15 protein-coding genes are annotated in these 17,305 nt (G+C 64.3%); 2 read left to right on the top strand and 13 right to left on the bottom strand.

Annotated elements, in window-relative coordinates; genetic code table 11:
* Positions 1-6 precede the first annotated feature (6 nt).
* Positions 7-363: a c-type cytochrome gene (locus THIX_RS05115; RefSeq protein ID WP_233224407.1), complete on the bottom strand. Its 357-nt coding sequence runs from the start codon at positions 361-363 to the stop codon at positions 7-9.
* A 293-nt stretch (positions 364-656) separates the two neighbouring features.
* On the opposite strand from THIX_RS05115, the gene THIX_RS05110 reads away from it, so the two are divergent.
* Positions 657-1,484, top strand: coding sequence for an undecaprenyl-diphosphate phosphatase (locus tag THIX_RS05110; RefSeq protein WP_112485340.1), 828 nt, complete (start codon positions 657-659; stop codon positions 1,482-1,484).
* A 43-nt stretch (positions 1,485-1,527) separates the two neighbouring features.
* On the opposite strand, the gene THIX_RS05105 is transcribed toward THIX_RS05110, so the two are convergent.
* On the bottom strand, positions 1,528-2,304 hold the full coding sequence (locus THIX_RS05105) for a LytTR family DNA-binding domain-containing protein (RefSeq protein ID WP_112485339.1): 777 nt from the start codon (positions 2,302-2,304) through the stop codon (positions 1,528-1,530).
* Positions 2,301-3,302, bottom strand: coding sequence for a sensor histidine kinase (locus THIX_RS05100; protein WP_233224406.1), 1,002 nt, complete (start codon positions 3,300-3,302; stop codon positions 2,301-2,303). Before THIX_RS05100 ends, THIX_RS05105 begins: the two co-directional genes overlap by 4 nt.
* 156 nt (positions 3,303-3,458) lie before the next feature.
* Between THIX_RS05100 and argH the strand changes: the two genes are divergently transcribed.
* A complete protein-coding gene (gene argH / locus THIX_RS05095; RefSeq protein ID WP_112485337.1) occupies positions 3,459-4,856 on the top strand; it encodes an argininosuccinate lyase in 1,398 nt (465 codons plus the stop codon).
* A gap of 53 nt (positions 4,857-4,909) precedes the next feature.
* Here the strand turns inward: argH and dcd are convergent, their stop codons facing one another.
* The 10 genes from dcd to THIX_RS05045 form a co-directional block, all read right to left on the bottom strand.
* On the bottom strand, positions 4,910-5,479 hold the full coding sequence (gene dcd / locus THIX_RS05090; protein WP_112488185.1) for a dCTP deaminase: 570 nt from the start codon (positions 5,477-5,479) through the stop codon (positions 4,910-4,912).
* A gap of 122 nt (positions 5,480-5,601) precedes the next feature.
* A complete protein-coding gene (locus THIX_RS05085) occupies positions 5,602-5,937 on the bottom strand; it encodes a DUF167 domain-containing protein (RefSeq protein ID WP_112485336.1) in 336 nt (111 codons plus the stop codon).
* A gap of 50 nt (positions 5,938-5,987) precedes the next feature.
* Positions 5,988-6,908, bottom strand: a complete 921-nt coding sequence (locus THIX_RS22880) for a histone H1 (RefSeq protein ID WP_233224405.1) — start codon at positions 6,906-6,908, stop codon at positions 5,988-5,990.
* 484 nt (positions 6,909-7,392) lie between these two features.
* On the bottom strand, positions 7,393-8,655 hold the full coding sequence (locus tag THIX_RS05075) for a ribonucleotide-diphosphate reductase subunit beta (protein WP_112485335.1): 1,263 nt from the start codon (positions 8,653-8,655) through the stop codon (positions 7,393-7,395).
* 199 nt (positions 8,656-8,854) lie between these two features.
* A complete protein-coding gene (locus THIX_RS05070) occupies positions 8,855-11,743 on the bottom strand; it encodes a ribonucleoside-diphosphate reductase subunit alpha (RefSeq protein ID WP_112485334.1) in 2,889 nt (962 codons plus the stop codon).
* A 413-nt stretch (positions 11,744-12,156) separates the two neighbouring features.
* A complete protein-coding gene (gene ampD / locus THIX_RS05065; RefSeq protein WP_371412991.1) occupies positions 12,157-12,747 on the bottom strand; it encodes a 1,6-anhydro-N-acetylmuramyl-L-alanine amidase AmpD in 591 nt (196 codons plus the stop codon).
* Positions 12,725-14,245: a sigma-54 dependent transcriptional regulator gene (locus THIX_RS05060; protein WP_112485332.1), complete on the bottom strand. Its 1,521-nt coding sequence runs from the start codon at positions 14,243-14,245 to the stop codon at positions 12,725-12,727. Before THIX_RS05060 ends, ampD begins: the two co-directional genes overlap by 23 nt.
* Positions 14,246-14,328: 83 nt before the next feature.
* Positions 14,329-16,071, bottom strand: coding sequence for a PAS domain-containing sensor histidine kinase (locus THIX_RS05055; protein WP_158540804.1), 1,743 nt, complete (start codon positions 16,069-16,071; stop codon positions 14,329-14,331).
* The gene (locus THIX_RS05050) at positions 16,055-16,276 is read right to left on the bottom strand and encodes a PP0621 family protein (RefSeq protein WP_112485330.1); all 222 of its coding nucleotides are present in this window, start codon (positions 16,274-16,276) and stop codon (positions 16,055-16,057) included. Before THIX_RS05050 ends, THIX_RS05055 begins: the two co-directional genes overlap by 17 nt.
* Entirely contained in the window at positions 16,273-17,100 is an 828-nt protein-coding gene (locus tag THIX_RS05045) for an inner membrane protein YpjD (RefSeq protein ID WP_112485329.1), read from the bottom strand. The genes THIX_RS05050 and THIX_RS05045 overlap by 4 nt, the downstream gene beginning before the upstream one ends.
* Positions 17,101-17,305 lie beyond the last annotated feature (205 nt).

Genomic DNA, 17,305 nt, shown 5'->3' with positions numbered 1-17,305 from the left:
CGTTCCTCACTTGACGCTCACGCCCTTGGGCAGGGCGTAATAGGCGGCGATGTCGGCCATTTCCTTGTCGGTCAGGGAACTGGCGATGGCTTTCATGGTCGGATTGCGGCGCGCACCGCTGCGGTAATCCTGCAGGGCCTGCACGATGTAGCCCGCGCTTTGGCCATTCAGCATGGGCACGTAGTACACCTCGGGAAAGTTGGCTTTGTAGCCGCCACCCACGTTGTGGCAGCCTTCGCACATGAAGATCTTGCTTTTGCCGGCAGCAGCAGCAGCACCCGTGACGGTTTGGGCTTGTGCGCCAGCAGCAAGCAAGAGCGAAACCGCAAATATCAGCTTTTTCATCGCAGGCTTGGAGGTCATTGAAGGGAAAGGAACAGTCAAGGTGGACGATTATAGGGAGCCAGGCCTCCTCATTCGGCCCTGGAGCGTTGCCGAATTGACGATCTGCACGCAATTTGATCGCGCTCAGTGTGGCATGGTGAACAAACGGATGAAACTGCAACGAAACGCGACCCACCTCCACCAAGCCTGCACAAAACTCCTGCGCCGCCGCGGTGTCACATCGTTGTGAGAAATTCCTCACACTTCGATGCGTTGCTGCAAGAATGCGGTGCCATCACAAACCAGAATTCTCACCGCACACAGGAGCAAGCATGGGTTCATCGCTGTATTTGCTGGCCTTGGCCGCGCTGCAAGGCGTGACCGAGCTCTTTCCCATTTCCAGCCTGGGTCACAGCATCCTGGTTCCCGCGCTGCTGCATTGGCCCATCGACCGCGAAGCCGACTGGTTCCTGCCTTTCGTCGTGGTGCTGCACCTGGGCACGGCCACTGCGCTGCTGCTGTATTTCTGGCGCGACTGGGTCGATCTCATCGGCGGCTGGCTCCGCGCCGGTGGCCGCGCCAGCAACCCGCAGGCCCGCACCTTGTGGCTGCTGGTGGTGGGCACGATTCCCGCGGGCCTGCTGGGCCTGCTGCTGGCACACAAGATCAAGGCGCTGTTTGGCGGCTTCACTTTTGCCGCCGTGGCGCTGATGCTCAACGGCGTGCTGTTGATCGCGGGCGACTTCGTCAAGAAGCGCCGCGCGACCCAGGAGCTGTCCACCTTAAGCTTCCCGCGTGCGCTGCTGGTGGGCGCCGCCCAGGCGCTGGCGCTGATTCCGGGTTTCTCGCGCTCCGGCGCGACCTTGGTGACGGGCCTGGGCACAGGGTTGAACTACGAGGCCTCGGCCCGTTTCTCCTTCCTGCTGGCCACGCCCATCATCGCCGCTGCCGGTCTGCTGGAAGTTCCCAAGCTGCTGCATGCGAGCATGCCCCAGGGCTTGCTGGGCGTCATCCTCATGGCCGGTGTGCTGTCGGGCATCTGCGCCTGGCTGTCCACCTGGTTTTTGATGCGCTGGTTCCACGGCCATGAGGTCAAGGCGCTGCGTCCTTTCGGCATCTATTGCCTGGCCTTTGGGGCGTTGGCGCTGCTCATTGGCTGAGGCGGCCACGCCGTTCCATCGTGCCGTCCGGCCAAGCCAGGCCCTAGCCCTGGCGTAACAAGCCGCGCAGGACCGGCAGTTGACGGCGGCTGATGGGCAAGGTTTCCGTCAGGCCGCGCATCCTCACCACCCAGTCGGCGTTGTCGTCGGCCGCGCCCGCTGCCGGCGCGACCACACGGTCCAGCCCGGCGATGGCCTCCACCGCGACCAGGACGCTGCGGTGGGTGCGCACGAAGCGCGCGGCGTGGCGCTGCTCCAGCTCGCCGAGCGGCGTGTCGATGAGGTGATGCCGCGCGGCGGTACGCACCAGGGTGTATTTGTTGTCGGAGCGAAAGTACAGCACCTCGGCCAGGGGCACGCGCAGCACGGCACCGCGCTCGACCACGGCCAGGCTGGGCGTTTCATCCACGGCGTGAGCCGGGTCGGCGTTCGGCATGCCGCCGCGCAACAAAGGCCGCACGCGCTCCAGGGCCTGGGCCAGGCGCTCGCGCCGCACCGGTTTGGTCAGGTAGTCCACCGCCGCATGGTCGAACGCGGCGAGCGCGTGCTCGTCGTGCGCGGTGACGAACACCACGGCCGGCAGCGCCGCCGCGCGTGGGCGGCGGCGCACCAGATCGGCGGCCAAGTCCAGACCGCTGGCGCCGGGCATCTGGATGTCGAGCAGCAGCAACTGGTAGCTGCCGTGCTGCATCAGTTGCCGCGCGCAGGCGACGTCGGCCGCCTCGTCCACCCGGCAGCCGGCGCACTCGGGCAGTTCGTCCAGCAGACGGCGCAGGCGGGTGCGCGCGAGGGGTTCGTCGTCGACGATGAGAATGTTCATAGCGGCAGGCGAATGCGCACGCGGTAGCGCGGTGGATCGAGCCCGTCGACCCGGCCGTGGCGCAGCTCGGCGGTGATGTCGTAGAGCAGGCGCAGGCGCTGGGTGATGTTGGACAGCGCCACGCGCGTGCCATTGCCGGATCGGCCTTCGCGCGGCACATAGTCGTTGACCACGCCGATTTCCAGCATGCCCGCGCGCGGCGTCGCCCACACGTCGATGAGGCAGGGCCCGGCGCAGGATTCAACCCCGTGGCGCACCGCGTTTTCCACCAGCGGCTGCAGGGTCAGCGCCGGTATGCGCAAGCCTTCCAGCCCGGGCTCGACGGCCCAGCGCACCTGCATGCGGTCACCAAAGCGCACCGCCTCGATGCCGAGATAGCGCCGCGCCAGATCCACCTCTTCCGCGACCGTGCTCAACGTTCCGGGGCGGCTGACAGTGGCGCGAAACAGCTCGGCCAAGTCGTCCAGCACCTGCTCGGCCTGTTGCGGCCGCTCGCGCACGAGCGCGCTGGCGGCATTGAGCGCATTGAACAGGAAGTGCGGCCGGATGCGTGCCTGCAACTCGTCCAGCCGCGCCTGCACCGTGGCGGGCGTGAGCGCCTGGGCGCGCAAGCCGAGGTAATGCAGGAACACGGCCGCCAGCGCGGCTCCGACCAAAGCACTGCGCCAATCGGGCAAGCCACCGCCCTCGCCCAGCGTGAGCACGGAACCCACCAGGGCCTGCGCCATCCAGCCCGAAGCCGCGCCGGCCACGACGCCCACGGCCAAGCGCCAGAGGGTTCCCAGGCGGCGCCAACTGCGGCGCGACAGGCACATGAAACTGAGCCAGATGGCCGCTGCCGGCTCGGCCACCGCCACGCCTTGCAGCAATGGCCCCCACCATTGCTCGGGCCGGGGGCCAGCAGCCAGCGCCAGCAGAATGACCACGGCATTCACCAGGATGTAGGCGCGAATGGCGGTGCCGGCATTGCAGGCATCGGGCAGCAGTGGCGCCGGCATGGGCTGGGGCATCGGGTTGGAACCACCTGCGCTCTCAAGGAAATGCCGGGCCGCTCCCAAGTTTTCTTGACCCCCACGGGGGGTGGGGCGGTGTGCCGTCCCTGGGGCGCTCAATACAATCCCCAGTCGTTCGTCTTTGTCGCCATGCCATCCCCCATGAGTTCATCCCTCGACCGCAAGCAGCAGGCCTGGTCGGCCCTCTTTTCCGAGCCGGTCGACGCGCTGGTGCAACGTTACACGGCTTCGGTCGGATTTGACCAGCGTCTGGCACGTTTTGACATCCAGGCGTCCCTCGCCCACGCCCGCATGTTGGCTGCGCAACACATCATCGGCGCGCAAGACCTGGCGGACATCGAGCGCGGCATGGCCGAGATCGACGCTGACATCGCCGCCGGCCGCTTCGACTGGAAGCTGGAACTGGAGGACGTGCATCTGAACATCGAGGCGCGCCTGACGCAACTCGTGGGTGACGCTGGCAAACGCCTGCACACCGGCCGCAGTCGCAACGACCAGGTGGCAACCGACATCCGGCTGTGGCTGCGCGACGCCATCGACCGCATCCAGACTGCGCTCAAGCGTCTGCGCACCAGCCTGGTGGATGTCGCCGAGACGCATGCAGACACCCTCATGCCCGGCTTCACCCATTTGCAAGTGGCCCAACCCGTGACCTTCGGCCACCACTTGCTGGCCTATGTCGAGATGTTCGGACGCGACGCCGAACGCCTGGTCGATTGCCGCCGCCGCGTCAACCGCCTGCCGCTGGGCGCCGCCGCGCTGGCCGGCACCAGCTATCCGTTGGACCGGGCGATGGTGGCGGGCGAACTCGGCTTCGAAGGCATCGCGCAGAACTCGCTCGACGCCGTGAGCGACCGCGACTTCGCCATCGAGTTCTGCGCCGCCGCAGCGCTGGTGATGGTGCATGTCTCGCGCCTGAGCGAAGAGCTGGTGCTGTGGATGTCGCCGGCCTTCGGTTTCATCGATCTGCCCGACCGTTACTGCACCGGTTCGAGCATCATGCCGCAGAAAAAAAATCCCGACGTGCCCGAGCTCGCACGCGGCAAAACCGGTCGCGTGGTCGGCCACCTCACCGCGCTGCTGGTCTTGATGAAGGGCCAGCCCCTGGCTTACAACAAGGACAACCAGGAAGACAAGGAACCGTTGTTCGACACCGCCGACACCCTGCACGACACCCTCACGGTGTTTGCCGACATGGTGCACGGCATCCGTGTGAATGCCGCGGCCATGCAAGGCGCCGCGCTCAAGGGCTACGCCACGGCCACCGATCTTGCGGACTATCTGGTGAAGAAGGGTCTGGCTTTTCGCGATGCCCACGAGGTGGTGGCGCATGCCGTGCGCGCCTGCATCCAAGCCGGACGCGACCTCGGCGCGATGAGCCTGGCCGAACTGCAAGCACTGCACCCCGCCGTGCAGGCCGACGTTGCCGAAGTGCTGACGCTGCAAGGCTCGGTGCAATCGCGCGACATCACCGGTGCCACATCGCCTCGCCAGGTGCGGGCGCAGATTGCACGGCTGCGAGCGGAATTGACGGCGTGAATTGGGCCGCCTGAGCAGCGCCGTCGCCAACTGCCGCAGCGCGTGCTGCAGGCTCAGGTCTTGGGCAGCGTCACGCCCTGCTGCCCCTGGTATTTGCCGCCACGGTCCTTGTAGCTGGTCTCGCACACTTCGTCGCTCTCGAAGAACAGCACCTGGGCGCAACCCTCGCCAGCGTAGATCTTGGCCGGCAGCGGCGTGGTGTTGGAGAACTCCAGGGTCACATAGCCCTCCCATTCAGGCTCGAAGGGCGTGACGTTGACGATGATGCCGCAGCGCGCATAGGTGCTCTTGCCCAGGCAGATGGTGAGCACGTTGCGCGGGATGCGGAAGTACTCCAGCGTGCGCGCCAGGGCGAAACTGTTCGGCGGGATGATGCAGACCTCGGCCTCGATGTCGACGAAGCTGCGTTCATCGAAATTCTTCGGGTCCACCACCGTGCTGTGCACATTGGTGAAAACCTTGAACTCGGGCGCGCAGCGGATGTCGTAGCCGTAGCTGCTGGTGCCGTAGCTGACGATGCGCTGGCCGGCCGCGTTCTCGCGCACCTGGCCGGGCTCGAACGGCTCGATCATGCCGTGCTCCTGCGCCATGCGGCGGATCCAGCGGTCGGATTTGATGCTCATGCTTTGGGCCTTTGCCTTCCAGTAGGAGAAAAACATTGCACGCGGCGGCTGCCTAGCTCGCATCCGCAGCCCTCATTGGAACAGGTGTTCCGCGCGACGCACATCACAGCCTGGCGGATGGATCAATCGGACACACGCTGCGCTTGCGCCTGCTCCAGCAGAGGTCTCAGAAAGGCCAGCGCCTGAGCTGCCGGCATCCGCACGGCCACCTGTTTACGGCGCGACTTTTCGCCGCGCTCGATCCACACGTCCCGGCGCGCCACATGCAGGGCATCGGCCAGCCAAGCGCACAGTGCGGCATTGCCGCGACCGTCCAATGCAGGAGCGGCGATGCGTATGCGCAAAGCACCATCGTGCAGGCCAACCAAAGCGGTTGTTTTGGCCCCCGGTTGCGCTGCGACCAGCAAGGTCGCCCCATGTCGGCCCTCGCGCAACCAAGCCCAGTGGATCGCGTCCATCCATAAAAAAACCTGGGCACAAGGCCCAGGTTTTCATGCTTGCTGAAAGCTCAGGGCTTGTCACCGGTAGGGAATGGCCACGCAGCTTGGGGGCTGAGCGCGGTTTTCGCCGCAGGCGCAGGTTCCTTCTTCGCCGGAGCGGCCTTCTTCGCCGGAGCGGCCTTCTTCGCCGGAGCGGCCTTCTTCGCCGGAGCGGCCTTCTTCGCCGGAGCGGCCTTCTTCGCCGGAGCGGCCTTCTTCGCCGGAGCGGCCTTCTTCGCCGGAGCGGCCTTCTTCGCCGGAGCGGCCTTCTTCGCCGGAGCGGCCTTCTTCGCCGGAGCGGCCTTCTTCGCCGGAGCGGCCTTCTTCGCCGGAGCGGCCTTCTTCGCCGGAGCGGCCTTCTTCGCCGGAGCGGCCTTCTTCGCCGGAGCGGCCTTCTTCGCCGGAGCGGCCTTCTTCGCCGGAGCGGCCTTCTTCGCCGGAGCGGCCTTCTTCGCCGGAGCGGCCTTCTTCGCCGGAGCGGCCTTCTTCGCCGGAGCGGCCTTCTTCGCCGGAGCGGCCTTCTTCGCCGGAGCGGCCTTCTTCGCCGGAGCGGCCTTCTTCGCCGGAGCGGCCTTCTTCGCCGGAGCGGCCTTCTTCGCCGGAGCGGCCTTCTTCGCCGGAGCGGCCTTCTTCGCCGGAGCGGCCTTCTTCGCCGGAGCGGCCTTCTTCGCCGGAGCGGCCTTCTTCGCCGGAGCGGCCTTCTTCGCCGGAGCGGCCTTCTTCGCCGGAGCGGCCTTCTTCGCCGGAGCGGCCTTCTTCGCCGGAGCGGCCTTCTTCGCCGGAGCGGCCTTCTTCGCCGGAGCGGCCTTCTTCGCCGGAGCGGCCTTCTTCGCCGGAGCGGCCTTCTTCGCCGGAACGGCCTTCTTCGCCGGAACGGCCTTCTTCGCCGGAACGGCCTTCTTCGCCGGAGCAGCCTTCTTCGCAGCAGGTTTCTTCATTGCAGTTGCCATAACAATTCTCCTTGATCAAGTGTTATTGAAATTGAACCTCATCCACGACATCCAAAGCTCCTCAAGGCCCCGCCTCCCGGCGGTTTCCGATACGGGACATTTGAAAATGCGCAAATGGGCAAAACCCCCAGGATGCCAGCGCTGGCATCCTGGGGGCCATTCACAAAGCGTCGCATGACGTTGAGCGGCGCCTCGATGAATCTCGGAAAACCTCTGAAATGGTGCGCGAAAGACGTTATTTCAGGGTTGCATGGGACAGCAAAACCGATTTTCAAGTGAAATCGGTTTTGAAAAACAAGGAGTTTTGCGAGGAAAGGGGGCGCCTGTAACAAGGCTGCGTCCATCTCAAACCGGCTGATGGCAGGCATCACCTGAAAACGAGGTGCCAGTCGCTGTGACACAGCCAGGGCTCTACCGCGCTTCAAGTGCGCATCCCGGGTGAGGCCTGGTGATGGTCGCCACTGTTTCTGGCTTCATGGTGTCATTATTCCCAGGACAGTGCTCCACCCGACTGATACTCGATCACGCGGGTTTCAAAGAAATTACGTTCCTTTTTCAGATCGATCATTTCGCTCATCCAGGGGAATGGATTTTCCTCGTTCGGGAACATCGGCTCCAAGCCAATTTGCTGTGCACGACGATTGGCGATGAATCGCAAATAACCTTTGAACATGGAAGCATTCAAACCCAGAACACCACGCGGCATCGTGTCTTCGGCATAGGCATACTCAAGCTCGACGGCCTGGTGGAAGAGCGCCATGATTTCGTCCTTGAAAGCGCGCGTCCAGAGATGGGGATTCTCGAGCTTGATCTGATTGACCACATCGATGCCAAAATTGCAATGCATCGACTCATCCCGCAAGATGTACTGATACTGCTCAGCAGCACCCGTCATTTTGTTCTGACGGCCCATGGACAGAATCTGGGCAAATCCGACATAGAAAAACAGCCCTTCCATCAGACAGGCAAAAACGATGATGGAGCGCAGCAGCTCCTGGTCGTTGCGCTCGGAGCCGCCGAAAGCCGAGGTACGGAACTCGGGATTGGTGAGGGTGTCGATGAAAGGAATGAGAAATTCATCCTTGTTGCGAATGGACGCAATTTCATGATAGGCATTGAAAATTTCGCCTTCCTCAAGCCCCAGGGATTCAACGATGTACTGATAGGCGTGGGTGTGGATGGCCTCTTCGAAGCCTTGGCGCAGCAGGAATTGCCGGCATTCCGGGTTGGTGATGTGCCGGTAAGTGCCAAGCACGATATTGTTGGCTGCCAGGGAATCCGCCGTGACGAAAAAACCGAGATTGCGCTTGACGATGCGGCGCTCATCTTCGGTCAGGCCATTCGGGTCTTTCCAGAGGGCGATGTCGCGGGACATATTGATCTCTTGCGGCATCCAGTGGTTGGCGCAAGAAGCCAGGTATTTGTCCCATGCCCATTTGTATTTGAAAGGGACGAGTTGATTGACGTCGGCTCGGCAATTGATGATGCTTTTGTCTTCGGCCTGAACGCGACCCGTGGATGCCGCGCGCTGGGTATAGACAACCGGAGCAGCAGGAATAGCGCCTTGGCTGCGGCTTGACGCGACTGCTGGGATGGAAATTGGACCCGAAACTGAACCGCCCTCGGAACGACTAATGGAGCCCAAAACCCCATGCATGGGTGCGGCTTGCGGCTCAGATGAAAAGGAGAGGGGCCCGTGCAATGACGGGGCGCTGGGGTTCGCAGTATTTTCTTCCCAACTCAGCATGGCTTTTCCTTCGTGTAATTATCGTGTGTTTATGGAGCACATTCAATATGGTGTGCCCCATTCTTTTGCAGATAAAGCGTTTGTTACGGCATTCCTGATGCGCAAAACCAACGGCCGGCAACATGAGTTGCGAGGTGGCGTCGACCCGTGAGCTTCGTTCATGCTCGCCGACTGGTCGCGGCTGCGCCGATCGGTGGGATTATTGGCAGGCCTCGCAAGCTGGATCGTCAATGGCGCAGAACTTGATGTCGCTGCCAGCAGTCGGCGGTACCGGCACTTGTGCAGCGGCCGGCGCATGGCTTTGCGTCGTTGTTGCCGCTTGGGGCACGGCGTTGAGTTTGCTGGATTTGACGGTGGATTTTTCTGCGTGGGTGGCGCTCATGGTGCGCAGGTAATACGTGGTTTTCAGCCCACGCAGCCAGGCGAGTTTGTAGGTATCGTCGAGCTTCTTACCCGAGGCGCCAGCCATATAGATATTGAGCGATTGCGCCTGGTCGATCCACTTGCTGCGCCGGGCAGCGGCCTCGATGACCCATTGGGTATCGATCTCGAAGGCGGTGGCGTAGAGTGCCTTGAGATCGGCCGGAATGCGGTCGATGGGTTGCACGCTGCCGTCGAAATACTTGAGGTCGGCCACCATCACCTGGTCCCACAGGCCACGCGCCTTGAGGTCGCGCACCAGATATTGGTTGACCACGGTGAACTCGCCCGACAGATTGGATTTGACGTAGAGATTCTGGAAGGTGGGTTCGATGCAGGCGTCCACGCCGATGATGTTGGAGATGGTGGCAGTGGGCGCGATGGCGACACAGTTGGAATTGCGCATGCCGTGGGTGCGAACGCGCTCACGCAGCGCGTCCCAGTCGAGACTGGTGGACGCGTCGATCTCGACATAGCCGCCGCGCTGCCCGGCCAGCAGTTTGAGCGTGTCGTGCGGCAGGATGCCCCGATCCCAGAGCGATCCGGGGTAGCTGCTGTAGCGCCCGCGTTCCTGCGCCAGTTCGGTGGACGCCCAGTAAGCCTGGTAGCACACGGCTTCCATCGAGCGGTCGGCAAACTCCACGGCCTCTTGCGAACCGTAGGGAATGCGCGCCTGATGCAGGCAGTCCTGAAAACCCATGATGCCCAAGCCCACGGGCCGGTGCTTGAGGTTGGAGTTGCGCGCCTTGGCCACGGCGTAGTAGTTGATGTCGATGACGTTGTCGAGCATGCGCATGGCCACCGACACGGTGCGCTTGAGCTTGTCGTGATCGAGCGCGTAGCTGCCATCGGCCTGCTGCTTCAAATGGGCAACGAGGTTGACGGAGCCCAGATTGCACACGGCGATTTCGCTGGGGCCGGTATTGAGGGTGATTTCGGTGCAGAGATTGCTCGAATGCACCACGCCGACATGCTGCTGCGGGCTGCGCACATTGCAGGCGTCCTTGAACGTGATCCAGGGATGGCCGGTTTCGAACAGCATGGTCAGCATCTTGCGCCACAGCTGCGCCGCGGGGATGGTGCGGTACAGCTTGAGCTCGCCATGGGCGGCCTTCTCTTCATAATGCACATAAGCCTGTTCGAACGCGAGGCCGAACTTGTCGTGCAAATCGGGCACATCGGCGGGGGAGAACAGCGTCCAGTTGCCGCCTTCCATCACGCGCTTCATGAACAGGTCGGGCACCCAGTTGGCGGTGTTCATGTCGTGGGTGCGGCGGCGGTCGTCGCCGGTGTTCTTGCGCAACTCCAGGAACTCTTCGATGTCGAGGTGCCAGGTTTCCAGGTAAGCGCAGACCGCGCCCTTGCGCTTGCCGCCCTGGTTCACGGCCACCGCGGTGTCGTTCACCACCTTGAGAAAGGGCACGACGCCCTGGCTCTTGCCGTTGGTCCCCTTGATATGGCTGCCCAGGGCGCGCACCTGGGTCCAGTCGTTGCCCAGGCCGCCGGCAAACTTGCTCAGCAGCGCGTTTTCCTTGATGGCTTCGTAGATGCCGTCGAGATCGTCGGCCACGGTGGTGAGGTAGCAACTGGAGAGCTGCGAGCGCCGCGTGCCCGCATTGAACAGCGTGGGCGTACTGGACATGAAGTCGAAGCTGGACAGCACTTCGTAGAACTGGATGGCACGGGCTTCGCGCTCGACTTCATTGAGCGCCAGGCCCATGGCCACGCGCATGAAGAAGGCTTGCGGCAGTTCGATGCGGCGGCCGTCCTTGTTGTGGCGGGTGTCGGCACGGTTGGCCAGGAAGTAGCGGTCATACAGCGTCTGCAGACCAAGGTAATCGAACTGCAGATCGCGCTCAGGCTTGAGCGCCGCACCCAGGCGGGCGAGGTCATATTGACCCAGCCGCTCGTCGAGCAACTCCAGGGAGATGCCTTCCTTGATGAATTGCGGGAAATATTCGGGATAGCGTGCCGTCATCTGCTCATGCACCACTTCTTCGCCGAGCACGTCTCTGCGGATGGTGTGCAGCAGCAGGCGCGCGGTGGCCTTGGCATAGCCGGGATCGCTCTCGATCAGGGTGCGCGCGGCGAGGATGGCGGCCTTGTAGACCTCGATCAGCGGTACGCCGTCATACAGGTTGCGCTCGGTCTCGCTCAGAATGGGCTCGGCTTTGACGTCGGCGCCGAGATTGGCACAGGCCGAGCGCACCAGCGCGCCCAGCGCGGCTTGGTCGAGCGGGCGGCGCACGCCGTCGTCGGTGACATGCAGGACCTGCGCCGCCGGTGCGGCGGCTTCCAGCTTCTGCTTGGCCCGCTCCTGGGCACGGCGCTCACGGTAGAGCACATAGGCACGCGCGACCTCGTGATGACCCGCGCGCATCAGCGCGAGTTCGGCGTGGTCCTGAATGTCTTCGATGTGGAAGGTGCCGCCGCTTGGCCTGCTGCGCAGCAGGCCGCGCACCACCGCCTGGGTCAGTTCCTCGACCTGCTGGCGCATGCTCGCCGACACGGCGCTCTGCCCACCTTGCACGGCCAGAAAAGCCTTGGTCATGGCGACGTGAATCTTGGCCGGCTCGAACGCAACCACTGCGCCATTGCGGCGGATGATCTTGTAGTCGGCATAGGCTTGCTGCTCGGGAGCTTCGGTGCCGCCCGTCTGCCGAAGCATGGTGGCAAGTGAGTCGGCGGCAATGGGGTTGGATGTCAAATTCACGCGGGTTCTCCTGGGCAGTGTTCGGACGCTCGCCCTTGCAGTCGTGGTCGCGGATGGTGCCGCGGCAGCAATGCAGCAAGGTTGAAGCGATGTGCGGTGGCGGTGTGCTGATGGGTCGTGGTTGGTTGGCAAGCGAGTGCTATCTGGAACCGTCCAAGCTGCACATCTGACTGGCTCGCCTGGCGCAAAATCAACTCTGCCGATCAGCACACGCCATCCTTGATGGCACTATATCTAGCGTTGAGGTGGATAGCAAGACCCCACAGCTAGTGTCATACGAGTGCACAGCCAGGCCACAGGCAAAACACAGGGTTTACACAGTTTGTCCACAAGCCGAGGCCAGGTCTCGGGGCGGCCCGAGAGCCTCGTCAGGCTTCGAGCGCCGGGAAACTCGACGCTGCCAATGCGCTGGCGCGGCGCAGGGCCGACCAGTCGAAGCAAGGTCCAGGGTCGGTCTTGCGGCCGGGCGCGATGTCGCTGTGTCCGGCAAGCGCCCGGATCGGATAGGCCTGCAGCAATGCCCCGGCCAGGGCGGCGAGGCTGTCGTATTGAGCAAGCTCGAAAGGCAGGGTGTCGGTGCCCTCGAGTTCGATGCCGATGCTGAAATCGTTGCAGCGGCTGCGCCCCTGAAAACTGGATGCTCCCGCATGCCAGGCACGCTGATCGCACGAGACGTATTGCAGCAAGCTGCCATCGCGTCGGATGAAAAAGTGGGATGACACGCGCAGGCCTTGCAACATGGCAAATTCTGGCTGGGCCTGGGTGTCCAGGATGCCGAGAAACAGGGCATCGACGCAGGCGGTGCCAAACTGCCCGGCTGGCAGGGAGATGTTGTGCAGGACCAGCAGGTCGACACGCATGCCCTCGGGCCTTGCGTCGTAATGGGGCGATGGCCGGCGCCCGGCGTAGCGGTACCAGCCCTGCTGGAACAGGGGATCAGCGCACGCCATCGTAGGGATCAGGGTCGGCGTGATCGTCGCGAACCTGCAGGCGCTCCATGCGGTAGCGAATTTGCCGCAGATTCAGGCCCAGCAGTTGTGCCGCCGCGGTGCGATTGAAGCGCGTGCGGCGCAAGGCTTCGAGCAACAGGTTGCGCTCAATCTGGTCGAGATAGGCCGACAGGTCCAGTGGCCATGCGGGTGCTTGCCAGGCTGCCTGTCCCATCTGGGGAGAGGCAGCATCCAGGCGCGCCGTCGACGGCGGTACGCGCCCTAAGCCGGACTCGCCGGGACGCAGCGCGTTCATGCCCGACAGCGTCGACACGGGTGCGGCCGTCAAGTGCGCGCCATCGGCCGGGGCGTCCAGATCTTCCGCGCCGATGAGGTCGGTGGCGGCCAGCGCCGTGGCGCGATGCAGCAGGTTTTCCAACTCACGCACGTTGCCGGCAAAGACATACAGGCGCAATTGCTGCAGTGCCTGTGGGCTTAAACGCAGGCCGGGACGTTCGTGCTCCCGGCGAATGCGCGCCAGCAGGGCTTCCGCCAGCAGCGGCAGGTCGTCCAGCCGTGCGCGCAAGGGCGGCAGCGTGACGCCGATGACATTGAGCCGGTAGTACAAGTCCTGCCGAAACGTGCCTTCGGCGACGCAGCGCTGCAGGTCGCGGTGGGTCGCGCTGACCAGGCGCACGTCCACCGGCGTTTCCGCGGTTTCGCCCAGGGCGCGAATCTTGCGCTCTTGCACCGCGCGCAGCAGCTTGGCCTGCATCGACAGCGGCAACTCGCCGATCTCGTCCAGGAACAGCGTACCGCCGGCGGCGGCTGAGAAAAAACCATCGTGCGACGCCATCGCCCCCGTGAAAGCGCCCTTGCGGTAGCCGAAGAATTCCGCTTCGAGCATGTGCTCGGGGATGGCGCTGCAATTCACCGGCACGAAGGGGCCGGCAGCGCGATTGCTGAGTTCGTGCACGGCGCGCGCGGCCAGCTCCTTGCCGGTGCCGGACTCGCCGTGGATCAGCACCGGCGCCATGCCGCGCGCACTGCGCCGCAAGGTGTCCTTCACCGCCAGCATCGGTGCCGACTCGCCCACCATGGCTTGCAACGCGGTGCGCTGCGGGTCTTGGCCTTGTGCGCCGGCCGACTGGCCCTGAGCCAGGGCGGAGCGCACCACCTGGCGCAATTGCCGCAAGTCCACGGGTTTGGTGAGGTAGTCGAACGCGCCCATCTTGAGCGCCTGCACCGCGACGGCGGCATTGCCGTAAGCCGTGGCCATGATGATGCGTTCACCGCGCCGCTGCGCCGTCGACCATGCCAGGATGTCGAGTCCCTCGCCATCGGGCAGGCGCATGTCGACGATCGCCACGTCGAAGCGCTGCTGCTCCATGCGGCTGCGCGCCTCCTCGACGCTGGCGACCTCGTCCACCTGCCAGCCCTCGCGCACCAGCGTCAGGGTGTAGAGCTCGCGCAGATCGGGTTCGTCGTCGACCACCAGGATGCGGATGGGTGCTGCGGGTTCAGGCATGGTGCATGGCACTCGTGGTCAGGATATCGCTTCGTTCGGCGCCGGGCGCGCGGTCGAAGGCCATGCCGCTGGGGCTGGGCGCATCAGACTTGTATCACCCCGAGCGGCTGGCCCGGGGTCGTTGCCGCGCTGATGACGAATTCGCCGAACGCCTTGGGCTCGTGTTCGCGCCGGACCCGGTACTCCAACCGCGCCCCGTAGCGCGAGCACAGCTCCTGGGAAATATACAGACCCAAACCCGTGCCCCGGCTATCGGTGGTGAAAAAGGGTTCGAACAATTGCGCGCGCAGGGCTGGGGCGACCACTGGACCGTCGTTGGCCACGCTGAGTTCGTGCACCTTCTGCGCGCCGCGCAGGCGAATGCGGATGGCGCCCTTGCGGTGGCTGGCAAAGCGGCGTGCGTTGCCGAGCAGATTGACGAGCACGCGACGCAAGTGCAGCGGATCGAAATCCAGCGTTGCGGCTTCGTCGTCGGCCAGCAGCGCGACGCGTCCCGGGGTGTCGTGGTCGAACTCGGCCACCAGTTCGAGCAGCATGCGCATGGGCTGCAGCTTGATGCCCTCGCGCGCGGTGGAGCGCCCGAGGTCAAGAACGTCGTCGACGATGCGATTGAGCCGGTCGACGTTCTGCGCAATCAAGGCCGACATGCGCTCGCGCTGCGCCGGACTCAAGTCAGGCTCGGCGGCGAGCTGGTTGGCCTGGGCGATGGCACCCAGCGGGTTGCGAATTTCATGGGCGACCCCGGCCACCAGCCGCCCCAGCGCCGCCAATTTATCTTGCTGAAGCTGATGGCTGATCTCACGCAAATCCTGCATGAACACCACATAACCGGGTCCGCCGGGCAGTTGGCGCAAAGCCTGCACGCGGGCCTGCAGGCGCAGTCCGTCGGCGCCCTCGAAGGTCACAGGCGCTTGTGCCAGGCCCGAAGCAGTGTGCTGATGCACGGCATCCGCCAGGACACGGGCGCCGGGATAAGTGCTCAGGCCGATATGCGCGGCGTTGGGCAGCTGCAGATCATCCAGACCGAGCATGCGCACAGCCGTCGGGTTGGCTGTTTCCACCCGCAAGTCGGCGTCGAGCACCAGCACGCCATCGGGTTGCTCCAGCAGCACATGGTGGTTGATGGCGAGTTGCCGGCTGGCGCGAATATCGCTCAGGCGCGCGCGCTGCTCCTGCCGCACCAGACGTTGCGAAAGTTGCCAGGCCAGCACGCCCATGGCGAAATAAGCCGCGCCGACAAAACCCGCACCCAGAAACTGCGGGTCGGCCATGCCCCCACTGCCGGTCAGCATCCACATGGCCTGGGACAGCAGAATCAGCGACGCCGCCGCCGCCGTGGCCAGCGTGAAGCGCAGGGTGCCGTAAACCCCGGCGGCCAGCACCGGCAAGGTGTAGCTCAGGACGAATTCGCGCGAGGGTTGGCCGGCGAGGAACTGCAACACGGCGTAGACAGCCAAATCGGCAAGCACCGCAGCCAGCACCTGCCAGGCAAAACCGCGGGCCGTGGTCAGACTGAAAATCAGCTGGATGACGACCAGGACCACATAGCCCAGAGCGATCCAGACACCCAGGTCACCCTGCAACTGCGGGCTGCGCCCTCGATCCCATGCCACGAGCGCGAACCATCCCAGCAGGATCACACCCATGAGCAATCTTGCCCCGCCCAGCACGCGAAACGCGCGCAAGCGCTCGTGGCTCGGCACGGCACCCGAGATCAGGCGATGGAGCAGCGAGGCCGGCTGTGAGACATTCCGGGCAGCTTGCGAAAAGGCGAAGCCGCTATCGGCTTCGGCACCATGCCGGCGTGATTCAGCCCAGGCGGGCATGATCGGAACAGCAGTAGGGCTTGTCGCCCTTCCACACACAACGGCTTTGCGGCACATGCACGCCGCAGTGCCGACAGGCATGCATGGGTTCGGGCGCGGGCAGTTTGGTGGGCTTGCGCACCCCGGGAACCGAGCGCTGTTGCTGGCCCTTCTTGAACAGCATCAGCCCGACGATGACCACCACGAAGAGGACGAGATATTTCATCGGTGCAGGATGACCTGGAGGACGAAGCGCGAGCCGACATAACTCAGCAAGAGCAATGCCGAACCCGAAAACAACCAGCGAAGGGCCTGGCGCCCGCGCCAACCCAGCACGCCACGGCCCAGCAGCAACACGGCGAAAAGCAGCCAGGACGCAACCGCGAAAACAGTCTGGTGATCGAACTCGAAGGCGTGGCCGAACAGCTTTTCGCTGAAGCTCACGGCGAACACCAGCGAGGTCGTGAGCAGCACAAAACCCAAGGCTGCGAGGCGATAGGTCAGCTTTTCCAGCGTCAGCAGGGGCAATGCCGGACCAAGGCCGGCCAATGTGGGTTTGCGCCGGTGCAGCGCACGCTCGGCGGACCACAGCATGACACCGTGCAAAACCGCGGCGCCGAACAAGCCGTAGGCAGCAATGCCCAACGCCCAATGCAGGGAGAAGGCCATGCCCGCCCCGGGAGGCGCAAGGCGGTCGCCCGGGAAGAACCAGGTGAGCAACAGGGAGGCGGCGGCTAGCAGGCAAATCCAGGCTCGCAAGCCCTGCAGCGGGTAGTACAGGCTTTCCACCCAATACACCGCGGCAACCAGCCAAAACGTGAGGGACAAGGCCGGTGCAAAGCCAAAATCGGGATCATGCAAACCCTTGAGCACGAGCACGAAAGTGCTGGCATGCACAAGCCAGGCGAGCAGCATGGCGATGGTGGCCGCGTCGCGGTACATGGGCATGTCGGGCGCGACAACCCCGGCCATCTGCGGCCCGCGCGGGCGAGCCAGGAAGAAAGCCAGAAGGTAGAGGACGAAGGCGGCGGCGTTGACTAAAATCCACATGTTTTGAGTTTAACCGAGGGGCTTGCCCAGCTGGCCCGCAATAGTCATGTCGCAAACAGGCATGTCGCCAGCCCTGCTGGACGGGTCGAGACAGCCACAGCGGTCGGGCCACGCCGCTGTCGCGCGCCGGAGTACCCTGGCGCATGCGATGCCGCCCCTCCAGATTGGCGCGGCTCCGCCCCCTCACACCCCGATATCCAGCCCC

The sequence above is a fragment of the Thiomonas sp. X19 genome, from assembly GCF_900089495.1.
Classification (GTDB): Bacteria; Pseudomonadota; Gammaproteobacteria; order Burkholderiales; family Burkholderiaceae_C; genus Thiomonas_A.
This window is presented reverse-complemented; position numbering and strand designations above follow the sequence as displayed.

What these genes read in the sequence shown, in the direction of transcription:
- THIX_RS05115 (WP_233224407.1), bottom strand. Translation starts at nt 363, where the DNA reads ATGACCTCCAAGCCTGCGATGAAAAAGCTGATATTTGCGGTTTCGCTC.
- THIX_RS05110 (WP_112485340.1), top strand. Translation starts at nt 657, where the DNA reads ATGGGTTCATCGCTGTATTTGCTGGCCTTGGCCGCGCTGCAAGGCGTG.
- THIX_RS05105 (WP_112485339.1), bottom strand. Translation starts at nt 2,304, where the DNA reads ATGAACATTCTCATCGTCGACGACGAACCCCTCGCGCGCACCCGCCTG.
- THIX_RS05100 (WP_233224406.1), bottom strand. Translation starts at nt 3,302, where the DNA reads ATGCCGGCGCCACTGCTGCCCGATGCCTGCAATGCCGGCACCGCCATT.
- argH (WP_112485337.1), top strand. Translation starts at nt 3,459, where the DNA reads ATGAGTTCATCCCTCGACCGCAAGCAGCAGGCCTGGTCGGCCCTCTTT.
- dcd (WP_112488185.1), bottom strand. Translation starts at nt 5,479, where the DNA reads ATGAGCATCAAATCCGACCGCTGGATCCGCCGCATGGCGCAGGAGCAC.
- THIX_RS05085 (WP_112485336.1), bottom strand. Translation starts at nt 5,937, where the DNA reads ATGGACGCGATCCACTGGGCTTGGTTGCGCGAGGGCCGACATGGGGCG.
- THIX_RS22880 (WP_233224405.1), bottom strand. Translation starts at nt 6,908, where the DNA reads ATGGCAACTGCAATGAAGAAACCTGCTGCGAAGAAGGCTGCTCCGGCG.
- THIX_RS05075 (WP_112485335.1), bottom strand. Translation starts at nt 8,655, where the DNA reads ATGCTGAGTTGGGAAGAAAATACTGCGAACCCCAGCGCCCCGTCATTG.
- THIX_RS05070 (WP_112485334.1), bottom strand. Translation starts at nt 11,743, where the DNA reads ATGCTTCGGCAGACGGGCGGCACCGAAGCTCCCGAGCAGCAAGCCTAT.
- THIX_RS05060 (WP_112485332.1), bottom strand. Translation starts at nt 14,245, where the DNA reads ATGCCTGAACCCGCAGCACCCATCCGCATCCTGGTGGTCGACGACGAA.
- THIX_RS05055 (WP_158540804.1), bottom strand. Translation starts at nt 16,071, where the DNA reads ATGCCCGCCTGGGCTGAATCACGCCGGCATGGTGCCGAAGCCGATAGC.
- THIX_RS05050 (WP_112485330.1), bottom strand. Translation starts at nt 16,276, where the DNA reads ATGAAATATCTCGTCCTCTTCGTGGTGGTCATCGTCGGGCTGATGCTG.
- THIX_RS05045 (WP_112485329.1), bottom strand. Translation starts at nt 17,100, where the DNA reads ATGTGGATTTTAGTCAACGCCGCCGCCTTCGTCCTCTACCTTCTGGCT.